The organism is Streptomyces hyaluromycini (genome assembly GCF_002217755.1).
GTDB lineage: Bacteria > Actinomycetota > Actinomycetes > Streptomycetales > Streptomycetaceae > Streptomyces > Streptomyces hyaluromycini.
The window spans coordinates 136,398-162,820 of record NZ_BCFL01000016.1; the positions used below are offsets into that span (position 1 = coordinate 136,398).

Here is a 26,423-nt window from a genome sequence, read left to right on the forward strand (position 1 = left end):
GCGCTGTGGCGCTCCCCTGTCGGATTATGAAGATGTGTTGGCCAGATCCTACCGCTCGGTGCCTACGGCGGTTACCTCTCGGTGGCCGCGAGCTGACCACAGGCGCCGTCGATCTCCTGACCCCGGGTGTCCCGGACGGTGACGGGCACCCCATGCGCCTCGATGGCCTCGACGAACGCCTTCTCGTCCTCCGGCCGCGACGCGGTCCACTTCGAACCCGGCGTCGGGTTCAGCGGGATGAGGTTCACGTGCACGGGCTTGCCCCGCAGCAGCCGGCCCAGCCGGTCCCCTCGCCACGCCTGGTCGTTGATGTCACGGATGAGGGCGTACTCGATCGACAGCCGCCGCCCGCTCTTCTCGACGTACTCGAACCCGGCGTCGAGGACCTCGCGCACCTTCCACCGGGTGTTGACCGGGACGAGGGTGTCCCGCAGTTCGTCGTCGGGGGCGTGCAGCGAGATCGCCAGCCGGCACTTGAAGCCCTCGTCGGCGAACCGGTGGATGGCCGGGACCAGTCCGACGGTGGAGACGGTGATCCCGCGCTGCGAGAGCCCGAGTCCGTCCGGGGCGGGGTCGGTCAGCGCCCGGATGGCTCCGACCACCCGCTTGTAGTTGGCGAGCGGCTCCCCCATCCCCATGAAGACGATGTTCGACAGCCGCGCGGGCCCGCCGGGCACCTCGCCGTCCCGCAGTGCCCGCATCCCGTCGACGATCTGATGCACGATCTCGGCGGTGGACAGATTCCGGTCGAGACCCGCCTGCCCGGTCGCACAGAACGGGCAGTTCATCCCGCAGCCCGCCTGCGAGCTGATGCACATGGTCACCCGGTCCGGGTAGCGCATCAGCACCGACTCGACGAGTGTCCCGTCGAACATCTTCCACAGCGTCTTGCGGGTCGTCCCCTCGTCGGTCGACAGATGCCGTACGACGGTCATCAGCTCGGGGAACAACGCCTCCCGCAGCTTGTCCCGCGAGCCGGCCGGGATGTCCGTCCACTGCTCGGGGTCGTGCGCGTACCGCGCGAAGTAGTGCTGCGAGAGCTGCTTGGCACGAAAGGGCTTCTCCCCGACCTCGGCCACCGCGTCCTTGCGCTCGGCGGGCGAGAGATCGGCGAGATGCCGCGGCGGCTTCTTGGCTCCGCGCGGCGCGACGAAAGTGAGTTCTCCGGGATTAGGCATGGCCTTATCAGTGTCGCAGATCAACTGAGGTGGCCTGCGACCGAAGGTTCGGCGGGGGTGCGGGGGATCAGCCCCTGGCCGTCGTGATGATGGCGAAGAGGGCGCCGGAGGGGTCGAGGAACATGGCGAAGCGGCCGATGCCCGGGGCCTCGGTGACCGGGATGAGGACGGTGGCACCGGCCTCGGTGGCCCTGGCGAACGTGGCGTCGCAGTCGCTCACCTCGAAGTACGGATGCCATTCCGGCGTCGATCCGGCGTCGAGGTTGGCCTGGGGCAGCTGCATCAGCCCGCCGTGGGCCGCCGCCGGGCCGGCGCCGGCCGGGGTGAGGATCGTGTAGGTCAGTTCCGGGCCCATCGGCACGTCCCGCGTCTGCCAGGAGAAGACCGACTCGTAGAACGCCTTCGCCGCGTTCGCGTCGGTGGTGTAGAGCTCCGTCCGGGACAGGCTGCCGGGGACCGCCACGAGGTCCAGACCCTGGGTCTCACCCGGCTGCCAGACCGCGAAGTGCGCGCCGGTGGGGTCGATGAAGGCGGCCGCCCGCCCGAAGGCGAAGACGTCCGCCGGGGCGATCCGGACACTGCCGCCCGCCTGCTCCACGGCCTTGGCGGTGGCGTCGGCGTCCGGGGTGTGGAAGTACACCCTCCAGGACGCGCTCGCGCCCTCCTCGCCGAGCGGGCCGATCCCGGCGACCGTGCTGCCGTCCTGCTCGAAGAAGCCGTAGCCGCCCGCCTCCGGTCCGGCCGACCGGTGCTCCCAGCCGAAGACGGCGGAGTAGAAGGCGGCGCTCGCGCCGCTGTCCGGGGTCCCGAGGTCGAGCCAGTTCGGGGCGCCGGGAACGTATGTGGTCGTCAGCATGGTGGGGTCTCTCCTCGGTCCGCCTCGGCCCTCTTCGGCCCTCTTCGGTCACCAGGTCACGGGCAGCGTACGCGGTCCGCGGATCAGGCCCCGGTGCTGGAACTCGACCTGCTCGGGGGGTACGGCCAGGCGGATGCCGGGGAAGCGGGAGAGCACCGAGCCGATCATGGTCTCGGCCTCCATGCGGGCCATGATCGCGGCCATGCAGTGGTGAGGTCCGTGACCGAAGGCCAGGTGGGGACCGTTGGTGCGGTCGAAGTCCAGGTCGTCGGGGTCGTCGAAGACGGCGGGGTCGCGGTTGGCGGCGACGTAGGCGTTGTAGACGACCTCGCCGGCCCGGATCAACTGGCCGCCGACCTCGACGTCCTCGACGGCGACGCGCGGGATGCCGACGCCGTTGCGGTGCGGAACGTAGCGGAACAGCTCGTCCACCGCCTTGGGGAGCAGCTCCGGCTCGCGGCACAGCCGGTCCAGGTGCTTGGGGTGGGTGAGCAGCGCGTACATCATCGAGCCGCTGTTGTTGCGGACCGCGTGCCCTCCGCTGACCTGGATGGCGGTGGCCAGGGAGATCGCCTCGTCGCCGGTGATCTCGCCGTCCGCGGTGGCCTGGGCCAGCACCCCGGCGAGATCCTCGCTGGGCTCCTCCCGGCGGCTCTGCAGCAGCTCGGCGATCCGGGCCCGGGTGACCCGGGCGGCCTCCCGGGCGCGCTCCTCGGCGTCGGGGCCCGCGGAGAGCAGCGCCTCGCCGGTGGCCGCCCAGCGGTGCCAGTCCTTCTCGTCGACGCCGAGGAAGTCACGGATCACGGCGATCGGGAAGGGGCCGTGCAGATACTCCATGAGGTCGGCCGGCGGGCCCACGGCCTCCATCGTGTCGAGGAGTTCGCCGGCGCGGCGCTCCGCCATCGGCCGCAGCCGCTGCATGGCCCGCCCGGTGAAGGCCCGGGCGACGACCCGGCGCAGCCGGTTGTGCCGGGGCGGGTCGATGTACTGGAGGCCCGCCGTCTGGGAGGCCACGGGCGCCGGGCGCATGCTCGTGATGTCGCGGCCGACGACCGCCTCCCGGGAGAAACGCGGGTCGGAGGTGACGAAGCGGACGTCCTCGTACCGGGTGACCAGCCAGGCGTCCCCCTCGCCGTGCGCGAGTCTGATCCGGGTCACCGGCTCGTCGCGCAGCAGTTCGTCCAGGAACGGGTCCGGGTCGAGCGCGGGCAGATCGTCGACGGGCCAGAACCGCACCGGCGGAGGAGTCGAGGTCGGGGACGGGGTGGCGGCCCGGGCCGGGTCGAGGGGCATGGGCACACTCCCTGCACGCCTGAAGACGCGCACTCCCTGCACGCCTGAAGACACAGCGTCCTCACAGGGAGTCTGCCTCTGACCGGCATGACCATGCGATTTCTGCTGCGTCATCCGGGGCCGACATGCCGCCGAGCCCCCGCCCTGCGAAGGACGGGGGCTCCCCTACGACAGCTGTACGCCGACCGCTGCCGACGTCTGTGTAGCTCAGCCGCTGCCGACGAACAGCACCATCAGCAGCCACACCACCGGAGCCGTGGGCAGCAGCGAGTCCAGGCGGTCCATGATGCCTCCGTGGCCCGGGAGCAGTGTGCCCATGTCCTTGATGCCCAGGTCCCGCTTGATCATGGACTCGCCGAGGTCGCCGAGCGTGGCGCTGGCCGCGACCGCGAGGCCCAGCAGCAGGCCCTGCCACCAGGTGCCGTCGTCGATCAGGAACTGCATGCACAGCGCGCCCGCGACCATCGCGAACAGCACCGCGCCGACCAGGCCCTCGCGGGTCTTGCCGGGGCTGATGCGCGGGGCGAGCTTGTGGGTGCCGAAGCGCCAGCCGACCGCGTAGGCGCCGGTGTCGCTGACCACCGTGAGGAGCAGGAAGGTCATGACCCGGAAGGGGCCGTCGTCGGCGGTGAGCATCATCGCGACGAACGTGGCCAGGAACGGGACGTAGAACGTCGCGAAGAGACCCGCCGTGACGTCCCTGAGGTAGCCCTCCGGCGGTTCCGTCATCCGCCAGACCAGCACCGCGAGCCCGGTGAGCGCCAGGGCGACCCAGGCACCCTCGGCTCCCCGGGCGTAGCCGGCCACCACCATCGCGGCGCCGCCCAGCGCCAGCGGGACCAGGGGTGCCTTGATGCCCTTGCGCTCCTGGAGCCGGCTGGTCAGTTCCCACAGGCCCACCACGACCGCGACCGCCACGACGCCGACGAAGACCGCCTTGACGACGAACAGGGACGCCACGATCACGACGCCCAGTCCGACGCCGACGCCTATGGCCGCACCCAGGTCGCGTCCCGCGCTCTTCTTCTGCGGCGCGGGCGTCGGCTGTGGGGCGTCGGGCATGGGCTCCGGATTCTGCGGCGCCGCCGCGTGAGGCAGGGGCTGCGCCGACGGGGTGTCGTTGCGGAACGTCTCGTCTCGGAACAAGGGGCCGCTCAGCCGAGCGGCCCCCCGGTCGTCGTCCTGGTCTGAGCCGAACGCGGGTACGTCGTCGGGCACGATGGGCATGGGGCGAGTCTGAGGCGCGTTCTGCGCATCGTACGCGGGACCCGCCGGGACGGCTCCCTGGCCATAGCCCTGGTCATAGCCCTGGTCATAGCCCTGGGTACGACCGAGGTCGTACCCCTGGCCGGGACCGTGGCCGTACCCCTGGGCAGGGCTGGGCCCGTACCCCTGGCCGTACCCCTGACCCGAGTCCGGCACCTGGCCGGAGTCCGGCCCGTGGCCGTGGTCGTAGCCCTGGCCGGTGCCCTGATCGGTCGGTCCCCAGTACCCGGCCGGTGCTCCGGCCTGCCCGGCGGGTGAGCCCGCCTGCCCGGCCTGCGGCCCGGCGTGCGGCGGGGCTCCCCAGGATGAGTCGTTCATCAGACTTCGAGAAGCTCCGCTTCCTTGTGCTTGAGGAGCTCGTCCACCTGCGCGACGTACTTCGCGGTGGTGTCGTCGAGCTCCTTCTCGGCGCGACGGCCCTCGTCCTCGCCGACCTCGCCGTCCTTGATCAGCTTGTCGATGGCGTCCTTGGCCTTGCGGCGCACGGAACGGATGGAGACCTTGGAGTCCTCCGCCTTGCCCTTGGCGACCTTGATGTAGTCGCGGCGGCGCTCCTCGGTGAGCTCCGGGAACACCACCCGGATGATGTTGCCGTCGTTGCTCGGGTTGACGCCCAGGTCCGAGTCGCGGATCGCCTGCTCGATGTTGCGCAGGGCCGTCTTGTCGAACGGGGTCACGACCGCCATGCGCGGTTCCGGCACGGAGAACGAGGCCAGCTGGTTGATCGGCGTCGGCGCGCCGTAGTAGTCGGCCACGATCTTGTTGAACATCGCCGGGTGCGCACGGCCGGTGCGGATCGCGGCGAAGTCCTCCTTGGCGACCACGACGGCCTTCTCCATCTTCTCCTCGGCTTCGAGGAGGGTCTCTTCGATCACCACTTGCTCCTGCGTGTCTTGAGTAAGGCCCGGCTGCGGTTCCGTTGCGGGGCGGCGGCCGGCTGCGTCGCGTCTTCTTTCCCTGACGGTTCCCGACCGGCAGGACATTGTCCATCCCCCGGTCAGGGTGCGTCAGGCGGTGCCGGTCAGTCCCGGCTGCCCTGGTCACCCACCAGCGTGCCGATCTTCTCACCCTTGACGGCGCGCGCGATATTGCCCTCCGTCACCAGCTCGAACACCAGGATCGGCAGCTTGTTGTCACGGCAGAGCGTGATCGCGGTGGCGTCGGCGACCTTGAGCTCGCGGGTGATGACCTCGCCGTAGCCGAGGGAGTCGAACTTGACGGCGTCGGGGTTGGTCTTGGGGTCGGAGTCGTAGACCCCGTCCACGCCGTTCTTGCCCATGAGCAGCGCCTCGGCGTCGATCTCCAGGGCGCGTTGGGCGGCGGTGGTGTCGGTGGAGAAGTACGGCATGCCCATACCGGCGCCGAAGATGACCACGCGGCCCTTCTCCAGGTGGCGCACGGCGCGCAGCGGGATGTACGGCTCGGCGACCTGTCCCATGGTGATCGCGGTCTGCACCCGGCTGTCGATGCCCTCCTTCTCCAGGAAGTCCTGGAGGGCGAGGCAGTTCATGACGGTGCCGAGCATGCCCATGTAGTCGGAGCGGGCCCGGTCCATGCCGCGCTGCTGGAGTTCGGCGCCGCGGAAGAAGTTGCCGCCGCCGATGACGACGGCGACCTGCGCCCCGTCGCGGACGACGGCCGCGATCTCACGGGCGATCTTGTGCACCACGTCCGGGTCCACGCCCAGGCCCCCGCCACCGGAGAAGGCCTCTCCGGACAGCTTCAGCAGAAACCGGCCGCGTACTTTGCCGTCGTCGCTCTTCTGGGCCTTGGTGGTCATGGAGATCCCGCCTCTTTCACGTGTTGCACATACGCATACGAAGAAGGCCATTGCCGGTGGGGTCGCTTTTCGCTGCCCATGCGCGGCAATGGCCTCCTCGTCAGATCTGCCGCCGTCCGTCACGTCCCTGGTTGTGGCGGTGTGTACGGACGACTGCTGTCGACCGACCCTACCGGGATTTCCCCGCGGGTCGCGCGTCGATCGCGGTACGGACTCAGATGCCGACCTTGATGCGCGCGAAGCGCTTCAGGGTGACACCGGCCTCGTCCAGAACCTTCTGGACCGACTTCTTGTTGTCGAGCGCGTACGGCTGGCCGAGCAGCGTGGCGTCCTTGAAGAAGCCGTTCAGACGACCCTCGACGATCTTGGCGATCGCGGCCTCGGGCTTGCCCTCGGCGCGGGTGGTCTCCTCGGCGATCCGGCGCTCGGACTCGACGACCTCGGCCGGCACGTCCTCCTTGGCCAGGTACTTCGGCGCGAAGGCGGCGATGTGCTGGGCGACGCCCTTGGCGATCTCGGCGTTCGGCTTGTCCAGCTCGACGAGGACACCGATCTGCGGCGGCAGGTCGGGCATCGTGCGGTGCATGTAGGCGGTCACGTAGCCGTCGGCGTACTGCGCGAAGCGGTCCAGGACGATCTTCTCGCCGAGGTTGGCGTTGGCCTCGTCCACGAACGCCTGGACGGTCTTGCCGGGCTCGATCTCGGAGGCGAGCAGCGCCTCCAGGTCGGCCGGAGCGGTCTTGGCGACGTGCTCGGCGATGGTGTTGGCGACGGCCTGGAACTTGTCACCCTTGGCGACGAAGTCCGTCTCGCACTTCAGCTCGACGAGGACGCCGGAGGAGTTGTCGTCGGCGATGATCGAGACCACGGCGCCGTTCTCGGCGGAGCGGCCCTCGCGCTTGGCGACGCCCTTCTGGCCCTTGATGCGGAGCGCCTCGACAGCCTTGTCGACGTCGCCCTCGGCCTCGTCCAGGGCCTTCTTGCAGTCCATCATGCCGGCGCCGGTGAGCTCGCGGAGCTTCTTGACGTCAGCGGCGGTGTAGTTCGCCATGAGTCTGTAAGTCTTTCTCGAAGTCTGGAAGATCGAAGATCTGCGCGTCTGCGATCCACATGAATTCCATGGATTCCATGTGCGGATTCCACCTGCAGGGGTGGATCGCGGACCGTTGGCTGACCTACGGATGAACGGTGGGGGCGGAGTTCATGCCGCCGCCCCCACCGTCAACGCTTCAGCAGAGGGGTCAGGCCTGCTCGGCGTCCGCGGCCGGAGCCTCGACAACAGCCTCGGCGGCAGCCGGAGCCTCGACAACAGCCTCGGCGGCAGCCGGAGCCTCGACAGCGGCCTCGGCGGCAGCCGGAGCCTCGGCCTGCTCGGCGTCGGCGACCTTCTCGGTCTCGGCGGAGGTCTGGACCTCGGCGTCGTCCGCCTTCTTCTCGCCCTCAAGCAGGTCGCGCTCCCACTCGGCGAGCGGCTCGCCGGCGGCCTTCTCGCCCTTGTCGCCGGTGGCGACACGGGAACGGGAGATGAGGCCCTCGGCGACCGCGTCGGCGATCACGCGGGTGAGCAGGGTGACGGAGCGGATCGCGTCGTCGTTGCCCGGGATCTTGTAGTCGACCTCGTCGGGGTCGCAGTTGGTGTCGAGGATCGCGACGACCGGGATGTTGAGCTTCCGGGCCTCACCGACCGCGATGTGCTCCTTCTTGGTGTCCACGATCCAGACGGCGCTGGGGACCTTGGACATCTCGCGGATACCACCGAGGGTCTTCTCCAGCTTGGCCTTCTCGCGCGAGAGCACGAGAAGCTCCTTCTTGGTCAGACCCGACGCGGCGACGTCCTCGAAGTCGATCTGCTCAAGCTCCTTGAGGCGCTGCAGACGCTTGTAGACGGTCGAGAAGTTGGTGAGCATGCCGCCCAGCCAGCGCTGGTTGACGAAGGGCATGCCGACGCGGGTGGCCTGCTCGGCGATGGCCTCCTGCGCCTGCTTCTTCGTACCGACGAACATGACCGTGCCGCCGTGGGCGACGGTCTCCTTGACGAACTCGTAGGCGCGGTCGATGTACGACAGCGACTGGAGCAGGTCGATGATGTAGATGCCGTTGCGCTCGGTGAAGATGAAGCGCTTCATCTTCGGGTTCCAGCGACGGGTCTGGTGACCGAAGTGGACGCCGCTCTCCAGCAGCTCCCGCATCGTGACGACGGCCATGGCCGTACTCCTTGGTGTTCTCGGTTGTGCCGCGGATGCCGGACGGCTCCCGCGCCTGACGCCCGTGTGCGCTGTGCCGCGAAGGACCGAGAAGCGCTGACACCTGCTTTTGATGGCCAGGTGTCGGGGCGTGCGAAGTCGACCCGGTGACCCGGATCGCCAACAGAAGTGTACGGGACCGGCGGGGTACCGGGTGACGCCACTGTCCACAACTCGGGAGTAATCCACAGGTACCGGCCATGATCGGTGGGACTGCGGGACGGTTTGACCATGTTGGTCATGCGACGCGCGATGCGATGGATGGGGGCGGCGACGGCGTTGCCGCTGGCTTTGGGAGCGACTGCGGCCCGGGCCTGGGTCGCGGCGGACGGCCCGCCGCCCCCTGCCGGGCCGCCTGTGCCGGCGATCGCTCACGCCTGGCCGGTGGGGGTACGCCCGCCGGTCCTGCGCGGCTGGGAACCGCCGGCGACGGTGTACGGCCCCGGGCACCGGGGGGTCGATCTGGGCGCGGCGCCCGGAGAGCCGGTACGGGCGGTGGCGGCGGGCCGGGTCTCCTACGCGGGGCCGGTGGCGGGGAGGGGCGTGGTGTCGGTGCAACTGACGGGCACGGATCTCCGTACGACGTACGAGCCGGTGACGGCGACGGTGGGGAAGGGGCAGGTGGTGGCGGCGGGGGAGGTAGTGGGCAGGGTGGAGCCGGGGGGCGCGCACTGCGGTGCTCGTTCATGTGTGCACTGGGGACTGCTCAGGGGGGACGTGTACGTGGACCCGTTGCTGCTGTTGCCGCCATGGCTGCTGGACGGAGGGCCGCCGAGACTGTTGCCGGTGTTGGGGGTTCCGCTGCCGGAGGGGTGATTGCGGAGGGTTGCGCGGCCGCCGGCCGGTGGGGGTTGCTCGCGCCCACGCGGCGGAGCCGCAAATCAGATACAGCCCCGCGCCCCTTACGGGGCGCTGCCCAGCCGCTCCTCTCACAGCTACCCAGCTGCGGGCAGGCGTGCCGCAGGGCGGCACGGGTGGGCGCAGCGGCACCCGGCCAGCGCCGGTAAGCGCCCCCACCCCGACCCCAGCCCCCGCCTACCTCAGCCCCGCACACCCCGCAGCGCCATCGCCACGGCCGCCTCAGTGATCACCACCGGGTCCTCCGCCGCCCCCAGCTCGATCCGCCGGACCGCGGCATCCACAACTCCCTGCACCAGCATCGCCGCAAGCCGGGGCTGCCCATGCCCCAGCTCTCCCAGCGCCTCCACGATCATCGCGACCAGCCCGCCGTGCGCGGCCCGGATCTTCTCCCGCGCCCCCGCGTCCAGCTCGCTCGCCGAGATCGCGACCACCGCGCGGTGCCGCCGGTCCCCGACCAGGGCCAGCTGCTGCCGCACATACGCCTCGACCTTGCCCTCGGCGGAACCCGCCCGCTCCATCGCCGCCTCGACCTCCGCCGCCCACACGGGGAAGTCGACCTCGCAGAGCTCCTCGACCACGGCGGCGCGGGACCGGAAGTACTCGTACACGGACGACCGGGCCAGCCCCGTGCGCTCGGCGAGCGCGGGGAAGGTCAGCGCCTCCGTCCCGCCCTCGGACAGGAGGGACCGCGCCGCGTCCAGCAGGGCGGCTCGCTGCATCGACCGGTGCTCGGCCACGGAGGCCGCTCGAATCCTTGGCACGTCAACCACTTTACGGACGCGTCGGCCCGGACGGGAGACAGCGCGACCGGGACGCGGCCCGCCCGGCCGCCGACGACGGCCGAAAACCCCCGCCGGCCTCGTGCTCAACGGCCGAAACTCGCCAGCTTCGCCCGCAGCTGCAGCACCGACTTGGTGTGGATCTGGCTCACCCGGCTCTCGGTGACTCCGAGCACGTTCCCGATCTCGGCGAGTGTGAGCCCCTCGTAGTAGTAGAGGGTCACCACCGTCTTCTCCCGCTCCGGCAGCGTGTTGATCGCCCGCGCCAGGAACCGCCGCAGCTCCCGGTCCTCGGCCACCTCCACGGGGTTGTCCGCGGCGGTGTCCTCCAGCGTGTCCATCACGCTCAGCCCGTCGCCGCCCTCGCCCCCGACGTGCAGCAGCTCCTCCAGCGCCACCACGTTGGCCAGCGACAGCTGGCTGAAGACGGCGTGGAGTTCGTCCACCTCGATGCCCAGTTCGGCGGCCACCTCTCCCTCCGAGGGCGTTCGCCGCAGCCGCGCCTCCAGCGTGGCGTAGGCCCGCTCGACGTTCCGTGCCTTCTGCCGGACCGAGCGCGGGATCCAGTCCAGCGCCCGCAGCTCGTCGATCATCGCGCCCCGGATCCGGGTGATCGCGTACGTCTCGAACTTGATCTCGCGGTCGACGTCGAACTTCTCGATCGCGTCGATGAGCCCGAACACTCCGGAGGAGACGAAGTCGGCCTGCTCCACGTTGGGCGGCAGACCCACGCTCACTCGCCCGGCCACGTACTTGACCAGTGGCGAGTAGTGCAGGATCAGCTGTTCCCGCAGCCGGTCGTCCCCCGTCGCCTTGTACGACCGCCACAGCTCGTCGAGCGTCGAGGGAGCGGGCGGCCGCACGCTGCCACCGTCACGGGCGGCTGGGGGGATCGCCGCCCGGTCGGACCCGGAGGTGTGCTGGGGCATTCGTCGCCTTGTGCCGTTCTGCCGTGAAGTGCCAGGAAGTGCCGTGATGTGCCGTGAACTGGGGTGGGCAGTGAATGAAAGCGATGGTTGGGCTCAGTGTCTTTCTCGTGCCGGTTGGCACGTTCTGCGCCAAGCCTTTCGTGAGCGTAGCGTGACTGAGGAGTCGCGGTGCGCGAACAGCGAGGCTCCACCCCTGCGCGAACCCCCTGTACGGCGCGCCCCACCGCGCTCGGCGCGTCGCTCTGCGTGATCGACCGGAAGTGTCAACTCCGGGAATTCCCAAGGGCGTCGGGGGTTCCCCCGGACGGCCGAACACGCTCGGTCAGCACCGGCTCCGACCGGCCCGGACCGAGATCATCGCCTGGCGTGTCAACTTCCAGCCGTCGCCGTGTCGTTCGACGTAACCAAGTGCTCGGAGTTCGTACAGTCTCGCGACGGCCTCGTCCTCGGACGTCTGCGCGCCGCGTGCCACCTCTTCGGGTGAGGCCGGCCGGTTCCCGGGCAGGGCGGCCAGGACCTGCCGGGCGGCGGGTTCCAGCAGGTCACGCGGGAGGACGGGGCCGCGTCTGGCCGGGGCCAGCTCGCCCATGTCGCCCACGAGTTCGACGACCTCCGCGGCGTCGGTGACCAGCGCGGCCTCCCCGCGGAGCAGCTCGTGCACCCCGGCCGAGAGGCCGCTGGTGGCCGGTCCGGGCACGCCCATGGTGAACCGGCCGAGCCGCTGCGCCGCCCGCGCGGTGACCAGCGAGCCGCTGCGATGGGCGGCCTCCACGACGACGGTGCCCCTGGTGAGCGCCGCGATGACCCGGTTGCGGAGCACGAACCTGCTCGGTGTGGGGTGCTCGCCGGGCGGCAACTCCCCCACCACCAGTCCCTGTTCGGCGATCCTGTTGATCAACTCGGTGTGGCCTGTGGGGTAGGGCCGGTCGACCCCGCAGGCCAGCACGGCGACGGTGGCCCCGCCGGCGCCGAGGGCTCCGCGGTGGGCGGCGCCGTCGACGCCGTAGGCGCCGCCGGACACCACCACCCAGCCGCGCTCGGCGAGCCCCGCGGCGAGGACGGCCGCCATGTGGGCGCCGTACTCGGTGCAGGCCCTGGCCCCGACGACGGCGACGGCCCGCAGCGCCCACATCCGCAGACTGGGCAGGCCGCGCACCCACAGGCCGAGCGGGCGGGCGTCGCCGAGGTCGTCGAGCTGGCTGGGCCACTCCGCGTCGCCGGGGCACACGAACCGCGCGCCCGCCTCCCGCGCGACCGCGAGGTCGGCCCGGGGGTCGCTCTGCTGCGCCCGGGCCAGCAGCCCCGCCCAGCGCTTGCCGCCGACGCCCGGCAGGGCCTGCCCGCCTGCTCGCAGCCGGCCGGCCACCTCGTGCACGCCCCGCTCCCGCACCCACCGCCCGGCGGTCTCGTCGCCGGGCTCGACGACCCGGGCCAGGAAGACCCGGGCGAGCAGTTCGGCGTCGCTCATGTGGCGATCCCTTCCAGGACCGCGCCGCGCCGGACGCCGGTGCGCAGCTCCAGGGCCAGGTTGACGTCGTTGGCCGAGGGCCGGTCGTGGCCCGCCAGGTCGGCCAGGGTCCAGGCGACCCGGAGCACCCGGTCCAGGCCGCGGGCGGTGAGCAGGCCCCGGTCGAGGTCCAGCTCGGCCTTGGCGAGCGCGCCCGGCCGGACGTGCCAGCGGGTGCGGAGCTCGTGGCCGGGGACCTCGCTGTTGGTGCGCCAGGGCAGCCCGTCGTAGCGGTGGGCGGCCCGCTCCCGGGCCGTGCGCACCCGGTCGGCCACGGCGGCGGAGGGCTCGGCACCGGTGTGGAGCCGCAGCAGCTCCTCCCTGGCCACCGGTTCGACGGTCACCCTGAGGTCCACGCGGTCCATCAGGGGGCCGGAGAGCCGGGCCCGGTACCGCTTGATCGAGGAGGGCCGGCACTCGCAGACGTCGCCGGGGGTGCCGTGCCGGCCGCAGGGGCAGGGGTTGGCGGCCAGGACCATGAGGAACTTCGCGGGCATCCGCAGTATCCCGGCGGCCCGGGCGATGACGACGTGGCCCGACTCCAGGGGCTGGCGCAGGGCGTCCAGGACGCTGCTGTGGAACTCGGCGGCCTCGTCCAAAAAGAGCACGCCATGGTGAGCGAGGGACACCGCTCCGGGGCGTGGCAGGCCGGTTCCGCCGCCGACCAGGGAGGCCATGGTGGCCGAGTGGTGCGGGGAGCAGTAGGGCGGTTTGTCGACCAGGGGGTGGCCGGGTGGCAGCATGCCGGCGACCGAGTGGACTGCGGTGACCTCCAGGGACTCCTGCCGGCCCAGTTCGGGCAGCAGCCCCGGCAGCCGCTCGGCCAGCATGGTCTTGCCGGCGCCGGGCGGGCCCTTGAAGAAGACGTGATGGCGTCCGGCCGCGGCCACCTCCAGGGCGGCCCGGGCCACGTGCTGCCCGGCGACGTCCGCGAGGTCGGGTGCGTGGTCGCCGGTGACCATACCGGTGCCGAGTCCCATGCCGGGGAGGGCGAGCCCGGCGAGGAAGGGGTCCGGGCGGATCTCGCCGGGGACGGGCTCCTCGTCGGGCACCGGTTCGTCGGTGAGCACCGCGATCAGCTGGCGCAGACTGCGGACGCCGAGGACGGACACCCCCGGCACCAGGGAGGCCTCCGGCACCGCGCTCTCCGGCACCACCACCTGCTCGTACCCGGCGTCGGCGGCGGCCAGCACGGCGGGCAGGATGCCCCGGACCGGCCGGACCCTGCCGTCCAGGCCCAGCTCGCCGATCATCACGATCTCGGCGAGCACCCGGGGATCGATCCGCTCGGCCGCCCCGAGCACAGCCGCGGCGACCGCGAGATCGAAGCCGCTGCCGCTCTTCGGCACGGACGCCGGGCTCAGCCCGACGGTGAGCTTCTTCGAGGGCCAGGAGGCGCCGGAGTTCACCACCGCCGCCCGGACCCGGTCCCGGCTCTCCGTCAGGCTCTTGTCCGGCAGCCCCACCAGTGTGAAGGCCGCCACCCCGGGCTCCAGGTCGGCCTGGACCTCGACCACCACGCCCTCGACGCCCACCAGCGCCACCGAGCAGGTTCGCGCGAACCCCATCTCACGCCACCCCCCGGGCGTGCTCGACCACGGGCGCCCCGCGCTGCGGCAGGAGCACGCCGACCACGTCGATGCGGACGCCGCCCGGCGGTGCCCCTCCGTGTGCGTGGATCCAGTGTTCGGCGAGGCCGCGCAGGCGCTGCGCCTTCTCCGGGGAGACCGCGGCCATGGGGTGCTCGAAGACACCCGCCCGCCGGGTCTTCACCTCGCAGACGACCAGGACGTCCCCGTCCCGCGCCACGATGTCGATCTCGCCCGTCCTGCCGCAGCGCCAGTTGCGCTCCAGGACCGTCAGACCGGCCTCGGCCAGCCGCCGCGCGGCCAGCGTCTCGCCGTACCTGCCGAGTGCACTGCGTGCCCGATTCGTGCGTGCCTGATTCGTGTTCATGTCGGCACCACCTCCGGCGCCAACCGTCACGCATTCCCCGCCAAGTAGTTGATCTTGGTGAGTTACTCAGCGGTTGTGGACAACCCCGTCACCCACACGAGCGACCACACCGGCGACCACGCCCCAGGGCTCAGCCGCCCGGAAGTTCCAGGTCGGTCTTGTTCAACTCCTCGATGTTCACGTCCTTGAACGTGAGGACACGGACCTGCTTCACGAAACGGGCCGGCCGGTACATGTCCCAGACCCAGGCATCCGCCATCGACACCTCGAAGAACACCTCGCCCTGGACCGAGTGCACCTGCATCTCGTAGTCGTTGGTGAGGTAGAAGCGCCGCTCGGTCTCGATCACGTATTTGAACAGACCGACGACATCGCGGTACTCCCGGTAGAGCTTCAGCTCCATCTCGGTCTCGTACTTTTCGAGGTCCTCGGCGCTCATGGCATGTTCCCCTTCAGCCGTGCGATCCCACCATTGTGCGCCAGTCCCGCGCGCCCCTAGACGATTTCCGTGTCAAGGGTGACGGGCCCGGCGGGGGGACCTTCGTCGAGCAGCCTACGGAACAGCTCGGCGAGTCTGGTCGGATACACCGTCTCATGTGACCGGGTCAGTTCCCGGCACGTCCACCAATGTGCTCCGGCCACACTGCGCCGCTCCAGGTCGGTCAGGCCCGTGACATCGATGGCCGTCTGCGTCGTACGGGCCAGGTAGTACCACTCGTCCTGGTCCCAGCGGCGGCCCGCGAACGGGAAGGAGCACGTCCGCCGCCACAGCACCGGGCCGAGTTCGACGTCCGTGATGCCGGTCTCCTCGGCGAGTTCCCGCAGAGCGGCCTGCTCACGGGTCTCGTCGCCCTCCAGGCCGCCGCCGGGTGTGAACCACCAGTCGTCGGCCGGATCGTCCGGCTCGTGGCCGTGCAGGAGCAGGATGCGGTCCTCTGGATCGAGCAGGACCACCCGGGCCACCTTGCGCAGGCCGCCCTCCGAAAGCGCCTCAGCGGGCACCGGCGGGCTCCGTACGGGCACGGGTGCGGGAGCGGCCCAGCAGGTTCGCGACCGGTCCGTAGGCGCCGCCTGCGAGGACCAGCACGGCACCGGCCACGATCATGAACTCGATGACACGCAGCGGACCCGGCTGCGAGAGGGTCCCCAGGGTCTCGAAGCCGGTCGGGCGCTTGAGCAGACCCTTCATCGGCCAGATCACGGCGTCCACCCGGGCGCTCACGGCGCTGCGCGCCACCGTGCCCTGCGCCGCGTCCGTGAGGTGGGCGGTGGAGTCCAGGGAGCCCTGGCGCTCGTCGCCGAGGAGGAAGAGCCGGCCCTTCGGGACGGTGACGGTCGGGAAGCCCTGGAGCTCGGCCTGGCTGCCCGCCGGCAGATACGGCTCCTCGATCTGCTTGCCGTTGACGGTCAGCTTGCCGTTGGTGCAGCAGGCGACCGTGTCCCCGCCGACCGCGACCACGCGCTTGACGACGTCCGCGTTGGTGACCCAGCTCTTGTCGCGGAAGACGACGACGTCGCCCCGGCGCACCTCACTGCCGTCGATGCGCTGGCCGAGGACCCGGTCCCCGGCGTCGATCGTCGGCGTCATCGACGTGGTGGGCACGGTGTACGGCCGGTAGACCACCGCTGCCCAGCCGAATCCTCCGAGGAACAGCACGATGCCCAGTGCGACGACGATCCCGGACAACCGCTGTCCGAGCCTGCTGCCGGCCTGTGCCGCGCTCGTGCTGGTGCCTCCGCCGCTGCGCGGGGCCGTACGTATCGTGCTGTCGCCCATGAGGCCGCACCCTACCCGGCGGTACCGGGCAGGGGCAGCCCTTCTTCGGCGGGCCTGGTCACAAGCTCCCCAAGGGCTTCACATGGGGAGGTCAGCAGACGTACCCGAAGGCGCTCACACGGGATGCGGCCATGTCCCGCGCCATGCGGTCAGCGCTTGCCGGCGGCCACGCGCTTGTCGAACTTCCGCTCCACCCGGTCGCCCCGGCGACGGCGCCACACCACGACCGGCAGGACGGCGGCGACGGCCACGCCCTGCGGTGCCACCGAGAGGGAGGCCGCGGCGGACGACTGCGTGTTGATGCCGCTCTGGTCGAAGGTGTCCGGGATCGGCAGCGTGCCCCAGCGGTTGATCGGCCAGGCCTTGACGATGGCGCGGCCGACGACGTCCTTCACCGGGACCATGCCGTGGTGCTTGTCGGACTGGTTGTAGCGCGAGTCGCGGGAGTTCTGGCGGTGGTCGCCCATCACCCAGATGTAGCCCTTGGGCACGTGCACCGTGAACTGGCCGCCCTGGTCGTCGACGCTGCACGGGGTGTTGCCCGGATACACATAAGGCTCGTTCAGCGCATGGCCGTTGACCATGAGCGGGCCGCTGCCCTTGCAGGAGACGGTGTCGCCGCCGACGCCGACGACGCGCTTGATCAGGTCCCGCTCCTCGGCGGACGGCATCAGGCCGATCCAGCTGAGGAAGGTCTGGATCGCGTTCGGCTGGGCGGTGGGCTCACCCGCCAGCCAGTCGTCCGGGTCGTGGAAGACGACGACCTCGCCGCGCTCCGGCTTGGAGCCGAACCACGGGGTGAGCTTGTCGACCAGGACGCGGTCACCCTGCTGGAGGGTGTTCTGCATCGAGTCGGACGGGATCGAGAACGCCTGCACCAGGAACGTCTTGATCAGCAGCGCCAGCACCAGCGCGATGACGACCAGGATCGGCAGCTCCTTCCAGAAGGAGCGTGGCTTCTTCGGTGCGGGCGCCGCCGATTCGCCCGGGTCCCCGTCCGTACCCCCGCCGTCACCGCCGGGGTGCGGACCGTCCACCGGGGCGCCGTCCCCGCCGGGCCCGGTACCGTTTCCGGAGGTCGAGACGCCGTCTGCGGGGGGGACATTCTCCGCAGGGCGCCCGTTGTGCTCCTCGCCGTCGTGACCCGACCGCGCGCCAACCGCCACATCCCCCACGCCAACTCCTTACTCCGTGCCGCCGCCCGCGCCATCCCCGGCGCAGGCCCACCACTCCCATAACGAGCGGGAGTTCCGCAGGGCTCGGGAGTTGGATGTATCCGTTCGGATCGTCGGAGGCAACCCTATGCGACAGCTGGGGAGCCGCGGTCGACCCCGACCCGGAGTCAGAAACGCTTGCGAAGGTTTTAGGTTCGTCGAGCTTGGTCCAGTGGCCGACGGGCCAGCCGATCATCATGGCCCGGCCCACCACCGAGGTGACGGCGACGGTGCCGCCGTAGTCGGTGTCCTGGTGCACCCGGGAGTCGGCCGAGTTGCCTCGGTGGTCGCCCATCACCCACAGCCGCCCCTCCGGCACGGTGATGTCGAACTCCTGGGTGGAGGGGGCGTTCCCGGGATACAGGTAGTCGCCCTCGGTCAGCGGTACGCCGTTGACGGTCACCCGGCCCTGTGCGTCACAGCACTTGACGTGGTCTCCGCCGACGCCGATGACCCGCTTGATGAGGTCCTTCTCGTTGGCGGAGGGCAGCAGGCCGATGAAGGTGAGCCCTTCCTTGACCTGCTTGACCACGACCGGGTCGTTCGCCTGGGTGGTCTGCTCGTCGTTCAGCCAGCCGCCCGGGTCGTGGAAGACGACGACGTCTCCGCGGTGCGGCTTCCACCCGAACCACGGGGTGAACTTGTCGACCAGGACGCGGTCGCCGATCCGGATCGTCTGCTCCATGGAGCCCGACGGGATCACGAAGGCCTGGACGAGGAACGTCTTCAGCACGAGCGCTATCAGGACGGCCACGCCGACCAGCAGCGGTATCTCCCGCATCGCTCCGCGCCGCCGCTTGCGCTTGACCTTGCGCTGCAGCTTGCGCCGCTCCGCGCGGGAACGGCCGCCGGAGGAGCCGGAGGAGCGCCGGGCCCCGGTGGGCAGCAGGTTGGCGGCCGCGTCGACGGGGACGCCGCGCGGTTTGCCCCGGTTACCCATGTGACGCTCCGGCCGCCGGCACGCGCGCGTAGGCGGCGGGACGGGTGAGGCGGGTCCAGTGCGCGTACGGCCAGACGATCCAGTCGGCCCGGCCGATGACCCTGCTGACGGGGATCATGCCGCCGCCGGGCGAGCCGAGGTGGTCGCGGGAGTCGCTGGAGTCGCCGCGGTGATCGCCGAGAACGAAGACCGTGCCGTCGGGGACGTCGACGTTGAAGGGCACGGTGGAAGGGGTGTCCCCGGGATAGAGGAACGCGGTCTCGTCGACCGACCGGCCGTTCACTTCGATCCTCCCCTTCTTGTCGCAGCAGACCACATGGTCTCCTCCCACACCGACGACGCGTTTGATGTAGTCGGCGTCCCCGAAATATCCGGAGCCGTCGAACACCACGACATCTCCCCGGCGCGGCCCGGCACCGAAACGGTACGCCAACTTATTTACGAGAACGCGGTCCCCGATCCTCAATCCCTGTTCCATGGATCCGCTGGGAATCTGGAATGGTTGCGCCACGAAAGTGTTGAGGACGAGCAAAAACGTCAGGCAGGCGAAGAGGGTGAGGGTGAACCAGCCGCCCGGCAGCCAGTCGGTGACCCGCGCCAGCAACGCGAAGCGCGACCGGTCCTCCGCGGCCTCTGGTTCGGGGCGGGAGGAGCGGTCGCGCTCCGTCTGCTGTGCTTCGGTGTCCATCGGGGCCAGATGCTATCCGGCCCCGCTGAGACTCCTTCTTACCGGCTCGTTCGCCTACGGCTTCCGGGTGCCGGCACGCGACATCACTTGTCGCGCTTCTCCTTGATCTTCGCGGCCTTACCGCGCAGGTCGCGCAGGTAGTAGAGCTTGGCGCGACGCACGTCACCACGGGTGACGAGCTCGATCTTCTCGACGATCGGGGTGTGCACCGGGAAGGTGCGCTCGACGCCGACGGAGAAGGAGACCTTGCGGACCGTGAAGGTCTCGCGGACACCGCTGCCCTGGCGGCGGATCACAACGCCCTTGAACTGCTGCACACGGGAGCGGTTGCCCTCGATGACGCGGACGTGGACGTTGACGGTGTCACCCGGGCGGAAGGCCGGGACGTCGCTGCGCAGCGACGCGGAGTCGACGGTGTCGAGCAGGTGAGACATTTCGTCTGCTTTCTTCGCAAATGCCACAGGTCATCAGCGGAAACTAGGTGTGCCATGAGGACTGCCGTGCGGGTCGGGGCGGGCGTCGTGTCCCCCTGTGGCAGGGGCGCACGCCGGACGGACGCACAACAGCGGTCTATTCTTCCACGCCCTCTGGCCTGCGCCAAAATCGGCCGTGGGGTTCGCCCTCCGGATCCGGGGCCCAGCCCAGGATGGAGAGCATCTCGCGGTCCTTCTTGTCGAAGGCCTTGGGGTCGCAGCGCTCGATCAGGTCGGGCCGGTGGGCGGTGGTCCGCTTCAGGGCCTCGTCGCGGCGCCAGCGGGCGATCTTGCCGTGGTGGCCGCTGAGCAGCACGTCCGGGATGTCCCGGCCGCGCCACACCGGCGGCTTGGTGTAGACGGGGCCCTCCAGGAGGTTCGCCATCGCGCCGGGTGCGAAGGAGTCGTCCCGGTGCGACTCGGCGTTGCCGAGGACGCCGGGCAGGAGCCTGGCCACGGCCTCCGTGATGACCAGTACGGCCGCCTCGCCGCCGGCGAGGACGTAGTCGCCGATGGACACCTCGTAGACCGGCATCCGGGTGGCGTACTCGTCCATGACGCGCCGGTCGATGCCCTCGTAGCGGGCCGGCGTGAAGATCAGCCAGGGCCGCCCGGAGAGTTCCACGGCGAGTTCCTGGGTGAAGGGGCGGCCGCTCGGGGTGGGCACGATCAGCGCGGGCGCGTGCGAGCCGGTCTCGTAGCCGTCGGCGAGCGCCGAGTCGAGGGCGTCACCCCAGGGCTCGGTCTTCATGACCATGCCGGGCCCGCCGCCGTAGGGCGTGTCGTCGACCGTGTTGTGCCGGTCGTACGTCCAGGCACGCAGATCGTGGACATGGACGCCGAGCTGCCCACGCGCGCGTGCCTTGCCGACGAGCGAGACGTTCAGGGGTTCGAGGTACTCGGGAAAGATCGTGACGACGTCGAGCCTCATGCGTCGTCGTCCCTGGACGAGTCGATCTCGGCCCGGTCGTCGATCAGGCCGGGCGGCGGCGCGATGACGGCCCGCTGCTCCTCCAGGTCGATCTCGGTGACGATCTCCTCGACGAACGGGATCATCACCTCGCTGCCGTCGGGCCGCTCCACGATGAAGAGGTCCTGGGAGGGCAGGTGCGAGATCTCGGTGATCCGGCCGACCTCGGTGCCGTCCTCGGTGACCACGTCCAGGTCCATGAGCTGGTGGTCGTAGTACTCGTCCTCGCCCTCGGGCAGCTCCTCCGGGTCGATCTCCGCGATCAGGAGGGTGTTGCGCAGGGCCTCGGCGCCGGTGCGGTCCTTGACGCCCTCGAAGCGCAGGAGCAGACGGCCGCTGTGCACGCGGCCCGTCTCGATGGTGAGCGGTCCCACGCCGGCGGGATCGGTGGCGAGTACGGCGCCGGGCCCGAGCCTGAGCTCCGGTTCGTCGGTACGTACCTCCACGGTGACCTCGCCCTTGATGCCGTGGGCGCGGCCGATCCGTGCGACTACGAGCTGCACTGTGCTTGGTCTCCTGTCATACGACTGCGGGCCGGGGACGGCCCATGAGGGCCCTCCCCGGCCCGAGCCGGTTGCGATGAAGCGTCAGCGGACGTGGTCCACGTCGACGAGGTCGACGCGGACTCCGCGGCCGCCGATGGCGCCCACGACGGTGCGCAGGGCACGCGCGGTGCGGCCGTTGCGGCCGATCACCTTGCCGAGGTCGTCGGGGTGCACCCGGACCTCCAGCACGCGCCCGCGACGCAGGTCGCGCGAGGCGACCTGCACATCGTCAGGGTTGTCGACGATGCCCTTCACGAGGTGCTCAAGCGCCTCTTCGAGCATGCTGCTCAGGCCTCGGTCGACTCGGACTCAGCCGCGGCCTCGTCCTTCTTCTCAGCCTTCTTCTTCTGGGTGATCGCCTCACCCTTGCCCTCGTCGTCACCGCCGAGCGCCTCGAACGACGGACGCGTGGCCTTCGGAGCGGCCACGAGCAGCGGAGCCGGGGCGGGCTCGCCCTTGAACTTCTGCCAGTCGCCGGTCTTCTTCAGGATGGCGAGCACGGGCTCGGTCGGCTGGGCGCCGACGCCGAGCCAGTACGCCACGCGGTCGGCGTCCACCTCGATGACCGACGGGTTGTAGGTCGGGTGGTACTTGCCGATCTCCTCGATCGCACGGCCGTCACGGCGGGTGCGGGAGTCGGCGATGACGATGCGGTAGTGAGGCGAACGGATCTTGCCCAGACGCTTCAGCTTGATCTTGACTGCCACGGGAGTGGGTTCTCCTGGTTTTGACGTGGTTGGGCACGGCGAGACTGCCGCGTGGGGTTGCGGTACCCGAGTGCCCGATGGACGCGTCAGCCGGAGGAGAGAGGGGTCCTGTGCGGCTGTCGAGTACAGCTAGCCATTGTGCCACACCCTGCGGGTCGCTTTTGGCCGACGGTCGGGTGGGGGTGCCTGGGCATGCCCGAGTCGCACCCGGCGTGGAGGTGAGGTCACGTCGGGTGCGCCGACCGGTGCTGTGAAGTTGCCGTCCGCGCCCACCCGTGCCGCCCCGGCGGACTACTGCCCGCGGGGAGACGGGGGGCCAGGGGTGTGGCGATGAGCAATGGCTGCGGCTGCCACGAGCAGCCGTGGCCTATGCCGCTCCCACGACCTCCGGGATACGGAACGGCTTGCCGCAGCCGCCGCAGACGATGGGGGCCTGGGCCAGGACCGACGGGACCACCCGGACGTTGCGACCGCAGTCGCACACCGCCTTGACCCGGACGCCGCCGCCGGAGGAGCCGTGGCGGGCGGCCGGGCCGCGGAAGGTGCGGGAGGTGTCGGCGGACGTGGCCACCGTGTGCGCCTTGAGGGCGCGCTGCAGTCTCTCGATGGTCGGGCGGTAGCGTCGCTTCGCCTCGGGGTTGAGCGTGACCAGCGAGAAGCCGCTGCTGGGATGCGGCTCGTCGGGGTGGTCCAGGCCCAGCTCCTCGGCGATCGCGAGGAATCGGCGGTTGTGGTAGCGGCCGGCCCGGGAGGTGTCGCGGACTCCGCGGGAGGCGGCGATGCCGTGGACTGCCTCATGGAGCAGGCGTTCGAAGGAGAGTTCGTGCCCGCACGCGGACGACGACTCCCCGATCAGGGACTCTGGCGCGGCAAGGTCCGGCAGCTCGGGGTGGTACCGCTGAATGTCGGCCCACGCCTGCGCCAGCTCTGCGGCGAGAACAGGTGGTGTCTGTGTCGTGCTCACGTAATGAGAACGAGCGGGAGTGCCCCTGTGTTCCTATTCCGGGGCATCCCAAATAATTTGCACGTACCCGTCAGTTGCCGCTGATGCGTGGAGACGAGTACGGGTGCGCTGATCTGCGGAGAAGCCTCACAGCTCATACCAAGCCGGTGCGTAGCCTGACGTACGACCCGCCACGTACCCCTGGCCCGCACACCTGAACGACGAAGGTCGGCGGAAGCGCAAGAGGCGTTTCGGTCGCTCTCGTGGCGGGAGTCCCATCCCGGTCAGCGTGCGCGGCGGCCCCGACGTTACCCCGCAGCCCGTCCTCATCCGGCGCCGGCCCCTCTCCGGCGACCGGGCACCGCGCGGTCACTGTGCCGGCCGACCATGGCCAGAACCGCCGTGCCGTGGGTCCGATGGTAGAGCCCCAAGTTGCCGGGATGTGAAATCTCGCCACAGTCACAGCCCACGTACAAGCCGGGACCCGCGACCCCTGGACGCCACCGCGAGCCCGGAGTTATGTGGCATAGGTGGGAAGTGCGAGCGCACGGCACGGGGGCCACGGAATCGGTCAGTGCGTAACTCTCGGCGGATTGGGGCGCTTACCTATGACACCTACGCTCGTGCGGCAGCACCGGTCTCACGCGGATTCCACCCCCCGCGTGAACCTGTGGGCACGCGCGCGTGACTGGTCCGAGATCCAGGAGCGGATGCTGGTGCCGCTCTACGAGACCGTCCACGAGCGACTCGAAGTGGGCCCCGCCACCCGGCTGCTCGGCCTGCGGTGCGGTTCCGGTCTCGCCCTGCTGATGGCGGCGACCAGAGGGGCCGCGGTCACCGGTGTCGACTCCTCCCCCGAACGGCTCGCCCTCGCCCGTGAGCGCCTGCTGCCCGACCCGGCCCTGAGCGCACGCGCGCGTGGCCGTGCCGCCCGGATCGTCGAGGGCTCGCCCAGGGCCGCGGCGGACGCGCAGGCACCGGCGTACAACCTGATCACCGCCTTCGACCCGATCGGCTGCCTGGCCGGCGACGCCGAGCGGCTCGGCGGCCTGCTCGCCGAGGCGACGCCGCTGGCGGAGCGCGGGGCGGCCGTGGTGCTGGCCGGCTGGGGTCCGCCGGAGCGCTGCGCGACCTCGTCCGTGCTGCGGGTGGCCGCGAAATTGGCCGATCCTTTGCGCAGTGCGAGCAGTTGGCGTCCGGCCGGTCGTGACGATCTGGAGGAGGTCGCCCAGCGGGCCGGTCTGCGGATCGACGGTTCCGGGCGGGTCTCCTGCCCGTTCGGGTACGCCGACGCGGACAGCGCGGTGCGGGGGCTGCTGTCGACCGGGCTGTTCGACGCGGCGATCGCGGCGACCGACCAGGAGCAGGTCGGCAAGGAGCTGACCGAGGCGCTGCACCCGTACCAGCGGGCGAACGGGACGGTGTGGATGCCGAACGTCTTCCGGTACCTGATCGCGCGGGTTCGCTGACACTGGGTCTCGGCCGACCGTTCGGGTGCGGCGCCGTTGGGGCTGGTCGCGCCCACGCGGCGGAGCCGCATATCGAAAGAGCCCCGCGCCCCTTACGGGGCGCTCAATCCGAGTCCTTGGTCAGGCGGGTGATCCCCGCGATGCGGTACGCGTCCGCCTCCTCCAGGGTCTCGTTCTCCAGGAGGGCCTGGGCCAGGGCGTCCAACTGGTCGCGGTGGTCGCGGAGTTTGCGGCACGCCTCCTCGTAGCACTCGTCGACGATCCGGCGCATCTCCGTGTCGATGACGTCGAGGGTCTGGGGCGCGGCGGCGAGTCCGTAGGCCTGCTGGGCGTCGTTCGGGAGGGCGGAGAGGCGGCCGACCTCCTCGCTCATGCCCCAGCGGGACACCATCCCGCGCGCGATGTTGGTGACCTGTTCCAGGTCGCTCTCGGAGCCGGTGGTGATCACGTCGTAGACGACCTGTTCGGCGGCCATGCCGCCGAGGGCGCCGATGATCCGGCCGCGCAGGTACTCCTCGGTGTACGCGTACTTGTCGGCGTCCGGCGTGGAGAGCGTGACGCCGAGGGCGCGGCCGCGCGGCACGATGGTGATCTTGCGGACCGGGTCGGCACCGGGCTGCAGCATGCCGAGCAGGGCGTGCCCGCTCTCGTGGTAGGCGGTGCGCCTGCGCTCCTCCTCGGGCATCACCAGCGGCCGTTCGGCGCCCAGCTGGACCTTCTCCAGGGCCTCCGAGAGGTCGGACTGGGTGACCTTGTCCTGCTTGCGCTTGACGGCGAGCAGGGCGGCCTCGTTGGCGAGGTTGGCCAGTTCGGCACCGGTCATGCCCGGGGTCGTACGGGCGACCTGGGCGAGGTCGACGCCCTCGGCGAGCGGGATCTGGCGGGTGTGGATCTGCAGGATCGCCTCGCGGCCGGTGCGGTCGGGGGGCGAGACCTGGACCACCCGGTCGAAGCGGCCGGGGCGGGTCAGCGCGGGGTCCAGGATGTCGGCGCGGTTGGTGGCCGCGATGACGATGACGCCCTCGGAGCCGGAGAAGCCGTCCATCTCGGTGAGGATCTGGTTGAGGGTCTGCTCGCGCTCGTCGTGCCCGCCCATGGAGGCGCCGCCGCCGCGGGCCCGCCCGATGGTGTCGATCTCGTCGATGAAGATGATGGAGGGGGCGACCTTGCGGGCCTCCGCGAACAGTTCGCGCACGCGTGAGGCGCCGACGCCGACGATCATCTCGATGAACTCGGAGGCCGAGGCCGAGAAGAACGGCACCCCCGCCTCGCCGGCGACGGCCCGCGCTAGCAGCGTCTTGCCGGTACCGGGCGGGCCGGCGAGGAGTACGCCCCTCGGCATCTTGGCGCCCATCCTGCGGTAGGCGTCGGGGTTCTTCAGGAAGTCGACGACGTCGTTGAGCTCGCCCTCGACCTCGTCGATGCCGGCCACGTCCTCGAAGGTGGTCCGCTGCTGTCCGGGCTCCAGTTCGACCGGCTTGGGCGGCGCCTTGCGGCCCAGCATGCCGCCCGCGCCGCCGAGTCCCGCGCTCATCCGGCGGGCGATGAAGACCCACACCGCGACCAGCAGGATGATCGGCGCCAGCGAGATCAGCAGATTCGCGAGGAAGCTGCGGTGCTGGACGACCGGTTCGGCGGTGACCGTCACGTTGTGCTTGGTCAGGCTGGACCAGAGGTCGTCGCCGGCGAACGACGGGCGTTCGGTGTTGAACTTGGTGTAGTTCCCGCCGCCGCTCTCGGGGTTCTTCTGTTCCTTCTTCAGCTGACCCTGGATCGAGTCGCCCTTGGCGTAGATCTTCTCGACGTTGCCCGCGTCCACCTGCTTGCTGAACTCGGTGTACGAGATCGTCGGCTCGTTCGCCTGGTCGAAGTACGACAGCACCAGGTTGGCCAGCAGGTACACGACCAGCGCCGTGACGATCAGCCGCCACCAGCCGCCGTGCATCTTCCGCCCGCCGTTCGGCGGCTTCGGAGGCTCCTCGGGAGCGCCCTCGGTACGCCAGGGCTGGTCGGGTGACTTGCGCGGCGGCGCGGGGTTGGTCATATGCG

General features: G+C 70.6%; 28 protein-coding genes. 2 read left to right on the forward strand and 26 right to left on the reverse strand.

Annotated features, from left to right (window positions below; genetic code table 11):
- Positions 1-71 precede the first annotated feature (71 nt).
- From rlmN to rpsB, 8 genes are all read right to left on the reverse strand, one after another.
- The gene (gene rlmN / locus SSP29_RS00660; protein ID WP_089098483.1) at positions 72-1,178 is read right to left on the reverse strand and encodes a dual-specificity RNA methyltransferase RlmN; all 1,107 of its coding nucleotides are present in this window, start codon (positions 1,176-1,178) and stop codon (positions 72-74) included.
- Between the two features lie 67 nt (positions 1,179-1,245).
- Entirely contained in the window at positions 1,246-2,034 is a 789-nt protein-coding gene (locus tag SSP29_RS00665) for a VOC family protein (protein ID WP_089098484.1), read from the reverse strand.
- Between the two features lie 48 nt (positions 2,035-2,082).
- The gene (locus tag SSP29_RS00670) at positions 2,083-3,327 is read right to left on the reverse strand and encodes a cytochrome P450 (RefSeq protein ID WP_089098485.1); all 1,245 of its coding nucleotides are present in this window, start codon (positions 3,325-3,327) and stop codon (positions 2,083-2,085) included.
- A gap of 207 nt (positions 3,328-3,534) precedes the next feature.
- Complete coding sequence (locus tag SSP29_RS00675) at positions 3,535-4,911, reverse strand: phosphatidate cytidylyltransferase (protein ID WP_150133320.1); 1,377 nt, start codon at positions 4,909-4,911, stop codon at positions 3,535-3,537.
- On the reverse strand, positions 4,911-5,468 hold the full coding sequence (gene frr, locus SSP29_RS00680; RefSeq protein WP_089098486.1) for a ribosome recycling factor: 558 nt from the start codon (positions 5,466-5,468) through the stop codon (positions 4,911-4,913). The genes SSP29_RS00675 and frr overlap by 1 nt, the downstream gene beginning before the upstream one ends.
- Positions 5,469-5,614: 146 nt before the next feature.
- Positions 5,615-6,373 (reverse strand): UMP kinase, encoded by a 759-nt coding sequence (pyrH, locus tag SSP29_RS00685; RefSeq protein ID WP_089098487.1) that lies wholly within the window; start codon positions 6,371-6,373, stop codon positions 5,615-5,617.
- A gap of 214 nt (positions 6,374-6,587) precedes the next feature.
- On the reverse strand, positions 6,588-7,424 hold the full coding sequence (tsf, locus tag SSP29_RS00690; RefSeq protein ID WP_089098488.1) for a translation elongation factor Ts: 837 nt from the start codon (positions 7,422-7,424) through the stop codon (positions 6,588-6,590).
- A 190-nt stretch (positions 7,425-7,614) separates the two neighbouring features.
- Complete coding sequence (rpsB, locus tag SSP29_RS00695; protein ID WP_089098489.1) at positions 7,615-8,577, reverse strand: 30S ribosomal protein S2; 963 nt, start codon at positions 8,575-8,577, stop codon at positions 7,615-7,617.
- 279 nt (positions 8,578-8,856) lie between these two features.
- Between rpsB and SSP29_RS00700 the strand changes: the two genes are divergently transcribed.
- Positions 8,857-9,432 carry a murein hydrolase activator EnvC family protein gene (locus tag SSP29_RS00700; RefSeq protein ID WP_438363769.1) on the forward strand — a complete coding sequence of 192 codons (576 nt, stop codon included), beginning with the start codon at positions 8,857-8,859 and terminating at the stop codon, positions 9,430-9,432.
- 224 nt (positions 9,433-9,656) lie between these two features.
- Here the strand turns inward: SSP29_RS00700 and SSP29_RS00705 are convergent, their stop codons facing one another.
- The 17 genes from SSP29_RS00705 to SSP29_RS00785 form a co-directional block, all read right to left on the reverse strand.
- Positions 9,657-10,214 carry a TetR/AcrR family transcriptional regulator gene (locus SSP29_RS00705; RefSeq protein ID WP_089098490.1) on the reverse strand — a complete coding sequence of 186 codons (558 nt, stop codon included), beginning with the start codon at positions 10,212-10,214 and terminating at the stop codon, positions 9,657-9,659.
- Between the two features lie 128 nt (positions 10,215-10,342).
- Positions 10,343-11,185 carry an RNA polymerase sigma factor WhiG gene (gene whiG / locus SSP29_RS00710; protein WP_089098491.1) on the reverse strand — a complete coding sequence of 281 codons (843 nt, stop codon included), beginning with the start codon at positions 11,183-11,185 and terminating at the stop codon, positions 10,343-10,345.
- Between the two features lie 322 nt (positions 11,186-11,507).
- Positions 11,508-12,653, reverse strand: coding sequence for a DNA-processing protein DprA (gene dprA, locus SSP29_RS00715; protein ID WP_089098492.1), 1,146 nt, complete (start codon positions 12,651-12,653; stop codon positions 11,508-11,510).
- Positions 12,650-14,260, reverse strand: a complete 1,611-nt coding sequence (locus tag SSP29_RS00720) for a YifB family Mg chelatase-like AAA ATPase (RefSeq protein ID WP_089098493.1) — start codon at positions 14,258-14,260, stop codon at positions 12,650-12,652. Before SSP29_RS00720 ends, dprA begins: the two co-directional genes overlap by 4 nt.
- 1 nt (position 14,261) lies before the next feature.
- Positions 14,262-14,648: a YraN family protein gene (locus SSP29_RS00725; protein ID WP_150133325.1), complete on the reverse strand. Its 387-nt coding sequence runs from the start codon at positions 14,646-14,648 to the stop codon at positions 14,262-14,264.
- A gap of 130 nt (positions 14,649-14,778) precedes the next feature.
- On the reverse strand, positions 14,779-15,087 hold the full coding sequence (locus tag SSP29_RS00730) for a DUF2469 domain-containing protein (RefSeq protein ID WP_008745401.1): 309 nt from the start codon (positions 15,085-15,087) through the stop codon (positions 14,779-14,781).
- 56 nt (positions 15,088-15,143) lie between these two features.
- Positions 15,144-15,650: an NUDIX hydrolase gene (locus SSP29_RS00735; RefSeq protein WP_089098495.1), complete on the reverse strand. Its 507-nt coding sequence runs from the start codon at positions 15,648-15,650 to the stop codon at positions 15,144-15,146.
- The gene (lepB, locus tag SSP29_RS00740; RefSeq protein WP_089098496.1) at positions 15,640-16,425 is read right to left on the reverse strand and encodes a signal peptidase I; all 786 of its coding nucleotides are present in this window, start codon (positions 16,423-16,425) and stop codon (positions 15,640-15,642) included. The genes SSP29_RS00735 and lepB (SSP29_RS00740) overlap by 11 nt, the downstream gene beginning before the upstream one ends.
- Before the next feature lie 149 nt (positions 16,426-16,574).
- Positions 16,575-17,462, reverse strand: a complete 888-nt coding sequence (gene lepB, locus SSP29_RS00745; RefSeq protein ID WP_123060318.1) for a signal peptidase I — start codon at positions 17,460-17,462, stop codon at positions 16,575-16,577.
- Positions 17,437-18,579, reverse strand: a complete 1,143-nt coding sequence (gene lepB / locus SSP29_RS00750; RefSeq protein ID WP_123060319.1) for a signal peptidase I — start codon at positions 18,577-18,579, stop codon at positions 17,437-17,439. The genes lepB (SSP29_RS00745) and lepB (SSP29_RS00750) overlap by 26 nt, the downstream gene beginning before the upstream one ends.
- Positions 18,572-19,267 (reverse strand): signal peptidase I, encoded by a 696-nt coding sequence (gene lepB, locus SSP29_RS00755; RefSeq protein WP_089098498.1) that lies wholly within the window; start codon positions 19,265-19,267, stop codon positions 18,572-18,574. The genes lepB (SSP29_RS00750) and lepB (SSP29_RS00755) overlap by 8 nt, the downstream gene beginning before the upstream one ends.
- 83 nt (positions 19,268-19,350) lie before the next feature.
- Complete coding sequence (rplS, locus tag SSP29_RS00760; protein WP_089098499.1) at positions 19,351-19,701, reverse strand: 50S ribosomal protein L19; 351 nt, start codon at positions 19,699-19,701, stop codon at positions 19,351-19,353.
- Between the two features lie 136 nt (positions 19,702-19,837).
- Positions 19,838-20,671 (reverse strand): tRNA (guanosine(37)-N1)-methyltransferase TrmD, encoded by an 834-nt coding sequence (trmD, locus tag SSP29_RS00765; protein WP_089098500.1) that lies wholly within the window; start codon positions 20,669-20,671, stop codon positions 19,838-19,840.
- Complete coding sequence (rimM, locus tag SSP29_RS00770; protein WP_089098501.1) at positions 20,668-21,213, reverse strand: ribosome maturation factor RimM; 546 nt, start codon at positions 21,211-21,213, stop codon at positions 20,668-20,670. Before rimM ends, trmD begins: the two co-directional genes overlap by 4 nt.
- A gap of 84 nt (positions 21,214-21,297) precedes the next feature.
- Positions 21,298-21,537, reverse strand: coding sequence for an RNA-binding protein (locus SSP29_RS00775; RefSeq protein WP_005479813.1), 240 nt, complete (start codon positions 21,535-21,537; stop codon positions 21,298-21,300).
- A 5-nt stretch (positions 21,538-21,542) separates the two neighbouring features.
- Positions 21,543-21,962 carry a 30S ribosomal protein S16 gene (gene rpsP / locus SSP29_RS00780; RefSeq protein WP_089098502.1) on the reverse strand — a complete coding sequence of 140 codons (420 nt, stop codon included), beginning with the start codon at positions 21,960-21,962 and terminating at the stop codon, positions 21,543-21,545.
- Positions 21,963-22,329: 367 nt separating this feature from the next.
- A complete protein-coding gene (locus tag SSP29_RS00785) occupies positions 22,330-22,926 on the reverse strand; it encodes a hypothetical protein (RefSeq protein WP_089098503.1) in 597 nt (198 codons plus the stop codon).
- Between the two features lie 587 nt (positions 22,927-23,513).
- Between SSP29_RS00785 and SSP29_RS00790 the strand changes: the two genes are divergently transcribed.
- Positions 23,514-24,374, forward strand: a complete 861-nt coding sequence (locus tag SSP29_RS00790; RefSeq protein WP_089098504.1) for a class I SAM-dependent methyltransferase — start codon at positions 23,514-23,516, stop codon at positions 24,372-24,374.
- A 103-nt stretch (positions 24,375-24,477) separates the two neighbouring features.
- Here SSP29_RS00790 and ftsH read toward each other — a convergent pair whose 3' ends face one another.
- Complete coding sequence (gene ftsH, locus SSP29_RS00795; protein ID WP_089098505.1) at positions 24,478-26,418, reverse strand: ATP-dependent zinc metalloprotease FtsH; 1,941 nt, start codon at positions 26,416-26,418, stop codon at positions 24,478-24,480.
- Between the last annotated feature and the right edge of the window lie 5 nt (positions 26,419-26,423).

Excerpts from the sequence above, each read along its gene's own strand:
- rlmN (WP_089098483.1), bottom strand. The coding sequence starts at position 1,178 with ATGCCTAATCCCGGAGAACTCACTTTCGTCGCGCCGCGCGGAGCCAAG.
- SSP29_RS00665 (WP_089098484.1), bottom strand. The coding sequence starts at position 2,034 with ATGCTGACGACCACATACGTTCCCGGCGCCCCGAACTGGCTCGACCTC.
- SSP29_RS00670 (WP_089098485.1), bottom strand. The coding sequence starts at position 3,327 with ATGCCCCTCGACCCGGCCCGGGCCGCCACCCCGTCCCCGACCTCGACT.
- SSP29_RS00675 (WP_150133320.1), bottom strand. The coding sequence starts at position 4,911 with ATGAACGACTCATCCTGGGGAGCCCCGCCGCACGCCGGGCCGCAGGCC.
- pyrH (WP_089098487.1), bottom strand. The coding sequence starts at position 6,373 with ATGACCACCAAGGCCCAGAAGAGCGACGACGGCAAAGTACGCGGCCGG.
- tsf (WP_089098488.1), bottom strand. The coding sequence starts at position 7,424 with ATGGCGAACTACACCGCCGCTGACGTCAAGAAGCTCCGCGAGCTCACC.
- rpsB (WP_089098489.1), bottom strand. The coding sequence starts at position 8,577 with ATGGCCGTCGTCACGATGCGGGAGCTGCTGGAGAGCGGCGTCCACTTC.
- SSP29_RS00700 (WP_438363769.1), top strand. The coding sequence starts at position 8,857 with ATGCGACGCGCGATGCGATGGATGGGGGCGGCGACGGCGTTGCCGCTG.
- whiG (WP_089098491.1), bottom strand. The coding sequence starts at position 11,185 with ATGCCCCAGCACACCTCCGGGTCCGACCGGGCGGCGATCCCCCCAGCC.
- dprA (WP_089098492.1), bottom strand. The coding sequence starts at position 12,653 with ATGAGCGACGCCGAACTGCTCGCCCGGGTCTTCCTGGCCCGGGTCGTC.
- SSP29_RS00720 (WP_089098493.1), bottom strand. The coding sequence starts at position 14,260 with ATGGGGTTCGCGCGAACCTGCTCGGTGGCGCTGGTGGGCGTCGAGGGC.
- SSP29_RS00725 (WP_150133325.1), bottom strand. The coding sequence starts at position 14,648 with ATGAACACGAATCAGGCACGCACGAATCGGGCACGCAGTGCACTCGGC.
- SSP29_RS00730 (WP_008745401.1), bottom strand. The coding sequence starts at position 15,087 with ATGAGCGCCGAGGACCTCGAAAAGTACGAGACCGAGATGGAGCTGAAG.
- lepB (WP_089098496.1), bottom strand. The coding sequence starts at position 16,425 with ATGGGCGACAGCACGATACGTACGGCCCCGCGCAGCGGCGGAGGCACC.
- lepB (WP_123060319.1), bottom strand. The coding sequence starts at position 18,579 with ATGGGTAACCGGGGCAAACCGCGCGGCGTCCCCGTCGACGCGGCCGCC.
- lepB (WP_089098498.1), bottom strand. The coding sequence starts at position 19,267 with ATGGACACCGAAGCACAGCAGACGGAGCGCGACCGCTCCTCCCGCCCC.
- rplS (WP_089098499.1), bottom strand. The coding sequence starts at position 19,701 with ATGTCTCACCTGCTCGACACCGTCGACTCCGCGTCGCTGCGCAGCGAC.
- trmD (WP_089098500.1), bottom strand. The coding sequence starts at position 20,671 with ATGAGGCTCGACGTCGTCACGATCTTTCCCGAGTACCTCGAACCCCTG.
- SSP29_RS00775 (WP_005479813.1), bottom strand. The coding sequence starts at position 21,537 with ATGCTCGAAGAGGCGCTTGAGCACCTCGTGAAGGGCATCGTCGACAAC.
- SSP29_RS00790 (WP_089098504.1), top strand. The coding sequence starts at position 23,514 with ATGACACCTACGCTCGTGCGGCAGCACCGGTCTCACGCGGATTCCACC.
- ftsH (WP_089098505.1), bottom strand. The coding sequence starts at position 26,418 with ATGACCAACCCCGCGCCGCCGCGCAAGTCACCCGACCAGCCCTGGCGT.